Source organism: Sulfuricurvum sp. (assembly GCF_019163035.1).
In the GTDB taxonomy this organism is placed as follows: Bacteria; Campylobacterota; Campylobacteria; order Campylobacterales; family Sulfurimonadaceae; genus Sulfuricurvum.
Window position 1 is genome coordinate 1 of the sequence record NZ_JAFLKV010000148.1, and the last position, 3,058, is coordinate 3,058.

At 43.7% G+C, this 3,058-nt stretch carries 4 protein-coding genes and 1 tRNA gene; 1 reads left to right on the forward strand and 4 read right to left on the reverse strand.

The features are described from left to right. Both JZU62_RS10565 and JZU62_RS10570 read right to left on the reverse strand, forming a co-directional pair. A tRNA-Ser gene (locus tag JZU62_RS10565) sits at window positions 1-88 on the reverse strand. Between the two features lie 49 nt (window positions 89-137). Next, on the reverse strand, window positions 138-575 hold the full coding sequence (locus tag JZU62_RS10570) for a hypothetical protein (RefSeq protein WP_295014597.1): 438 nt from the start codon (window positions 573-575) through the stop codon (window positions 138-140). A 243-nt stretch (window positions 576-818) separates the two neighbouring features. Between JZU62_RS10570 and JZU62_RS10575 the strand changes: the two genes are divergently transcribed. Then, the gene (locus JZU62_RS10575) at window positions 819-1,919 is read left to right on the forward strand and encodes a deoxyguanosinetriphosphate triphosphohydrolase (RefSeq protein ID WP_295014599.1); all 1,101 of its coding nucleotides are present in this window, start codon (window positions 819-821) and stop codon (window positions 1,917-1,919) included. 3 nt (window positions 1,920-1,922) lie between these two features. On the opposite strand, the gene JZU62_RS10580 is transcribed toward JZU62_RS10575, so the two are convergent. Continuing rightward, window positions 1,923-2,360 (reverse strand): heme-binding domain-containing protein, encoded by a 438-nt coding sequence (locus tag JZU62_RS10580; protein ID WP_295014601.1) that lies wholly within the window; start codon window positions 2,358-2,360, stop codon window positions 1,923-1,925. A gap of 80 nt (window positions 2,361-2,440) precedes the next feature. Next, window positions 2,441-3,058: phosphoribosylformylglycinamidine cyclo-ligase (purM, locus tag JZU62_RS10585; protein ID WP_295014603.1), on the reverse strand; the 618-nt coding region annotated here is incomplete at its 5' end.

A 3,058-nucleotide genomic window follows, 5' to 3' on the forward strand; every position in this document is an offset into this window, starting at 1 on the left:
TGGCGGACAGCTAGAGATTCGAACTCTAGGTAGGTTGCCCTACACACGCGTTCCAGGCGTGCGCCATCGACCACTCGGCCAGCTGTCCATTTTTTAGAAGAATGAAATTGTACCAAAGATAGCTTAAGGGTTCCCCCTTAAAAACCGTAACGATCCCTTGGCTGTTTTTTACGAGCTTGCTCTTGTTTCCATCGTGTGTTGATATGTCTGAACCATGTAAAAAAAATACCGACAATTATCAAAACAGCACACACTTCATAGCCGATAGCCCAGATAATGGCGAATGAGGCTAAATTAAACTCCAAAAAGTATTCATAACTAGCTTGTGCAACGAATAAATAAAGAAAAAGCAGTCCGGCTAGATAAGGAATTAAAAGAATATACAATCCTAATACAACTCCCTCATACCCCTCAGGTGAAAAGACAAAATTACGGTAATCAAGAGATTGATTAAAAAAATCATCCTCTTGTTTACGGCGTGTGTTTATATTCTCTTTTTGATAAATTTTAGCACTATTGCGGGCAGTATCGCTGATAAGAGTCGAGCGCATCCGTCTCTCAATATTATTATCCATATAGGTTGCCTTGGATTGTGATACTAAATTATAGCTTGTTTTAAATGGATAATGGTTATGAAGTTGATTAATAATTAAAAATTATAGGTAACCGAAGCACGGAGGAGGAGTGGTTCGGTCAAACTATCGAAGGAGAATCGAATTGTCATTGTAAAAAAAAAGTGTAAAGATAGTGTAAAAAAACTTATTTTTGTATATCCATTAGATGGATATAATGCCATTACACTATATAAAAGGGTTCCCGTGCTCCCAAATCAACGTTTTTATTCTATCAGCGATGATTTTCGCTCTCCCTACGCTCGTGATCGTGATCGCATTATCCACTCAGGAAGCTTTCGCCGACTCGAATACAAAACACAGGTTTTTTTAAACTCGCAAGGAGACTTTTTTCGCACCCGTCTCACCCACAGCATCGAGGTGAGTCAGATTGCCCGCTCCATCGCATCGCATTTGGGTCTTGAAGAGTCGTTAGCTGAAAGCATTGCCCTCTCGCATGATTTGGGACATACCCCCTTTGGGCATATCGGTGGAGATACCCTCGATGTCTGTTTAAAAGAGCGGGGTTTTTCGAGCGGATTTGAGCACAATTTCCAAAGCTTTCGGGTCGTCACCAAACTCGAACAGCGTTATAAGGCATTTTTGGGTCTGAACCTCACCTACGCCACACTAGAGGGGATACTCAAACACTCCTATCCATATAACAAATCGTTTTTACCCGATGAGATAAGAGAAGCATTTGCCCTCGATACCCATCCCAGTATCGAAGCGATGATCGTGGATCGTGCCGATGAGATCGCCTATATCAGTCACGATATTGATGATGGTGTAGCAGCGGGTCTCATCAGTTTTGAAACCCTAAAATCAAGCGAGCTGATTCAAACAATTCTCCAAAAAGTATACGATGAGGGGATACACGAAGATGAAGATGAGATGTTCCGTTATCGCTTTAGTTCCCACCTTATAAACCATTTGGTTTATTCACTCCTCGAACACTCCCGTGATACGATCGATAACACACAAGTGTTAGCCTCTGTTATACCTGCATCCGAGCCGATTGTGATCGGATTTGACTCCGAATTGGAGACTCAAATCAAAAAACTCAAAAAGATTTTATTCCAAGAACTCTATCAACACAAACAAATAGCCCGTAAAATGTTTGCGGGAAAACAGGCGATTATAGGGTTATTTAATGCTCTTATGGAAGAGCCGAAGATGTTGCCGCGTTATTATTTGGAGCAGTGTGAACGACGTAATACTCACCGTGTTATCAGTGATTACATCGCCAGCATGTCGGATCGCTATGCGATGGAGTTGTATAACGAGTTATACGGGAGAGAGGGGTAATTATTAATCCTCTTCTTCTTTCCCGAATGTTTTTTCTAAACCGACGGTTAGCTCTTGTTTTTCGGTCTCACTGAGTTTAGCCTCAGGGTGCGGGATCGTGTAGATCCACATCGGCATCTCTCCCTCTTTGACTTCCTCTGCGGCATCGCGCACTTTATTTTTCGTTTGGATACCGAGCATGGAGACGTTCATTTTTTCACGCCCCTCTTCAATATCATGCGCTACAAGCCATGAGACAGGGGCGATATTGCTGTACCATGGATATTTGGTCTCATTGGAGTGACAATCGGCACAAGCACGGTTAAAAAGCTCTTTGGTACGTGATGAGTCCCATTGCGGCTCACTAACGATTGGGGGGTTGGTATGGTCTTTGCCGTAGGGGATAAACTGGATAGCGACAGCACTTAAAATAACGACTGCAGAAATAGCTTTAAAATTCATGGGGTGTCCTTGAGGGAATTATTATTAACATAATAGCACGAAAAAGAGGTTGATTTGTTAACAGAGCAAGAAAGGGCGGTTTAAACTAAAACCGCTTCACGCTGACCTGCTTCGAGATGACCGATAACGTATCCGTCCGTTGCGGCGAGAACATCGGCAACGTCCGCTTCTTTGACCACGAGGATCATTCCGACTCCCATGTTAAATGCGCGGAACATTTCGTGACGTTCGACGTGTTGACCGATGAGTTCAAAAATCGGCAATACACGGATCGAGGATTCGGTGATCACAGCGCGTAGTCCCTCGGGGAGAACGCGTGGGAAGTTTTCGACAATCCCGCCTCCCGTGATATGGGCGAGGGCTTGGATTTTATCTTTGAGTGCTTTGAACGTTTTGACATAAATACGTGTCGGCGTCAAAAGAGTCTCAATTAATGATTTCCCTTCGAATTGATCGTCGAATTTCATCCCCATTTTTTCAAATAACACTTTGCGTGCTAATGAAAAACCGTTGGAGTGGAGACCTGAGCTCGGTAATGCGATGAGGATATCCCCTACGGCTACTTTATTGGAGCGGTCAAGTTCGCTTTTTTCGCCGATACCGACGGCAAATCCTGCCAAATCATAATCATCGCTATGGTACATCCCCGGCATTTCTGCTGTTTCACCGCCGATTAGGGCACATTCTGCCTGACGGCA

Bases quoted from the DNA above. Each gene is read 5' to 3' on its own strand.
- JZU62_RS10570 (WP_295014597.1), bottom strand. From the start codon at position 575: ATGGATAATAATATTGAGAGACGGATGCGCTCGACTCTTATCAGCGAT.
- JZU62_RS10580 (WP_295014601.1), bottom strand. From the start codon at position 2,360: ATGAATTTTAAAGCTATTTCTGCAGTCGTTATTTTAAGTGCTGTCGCT.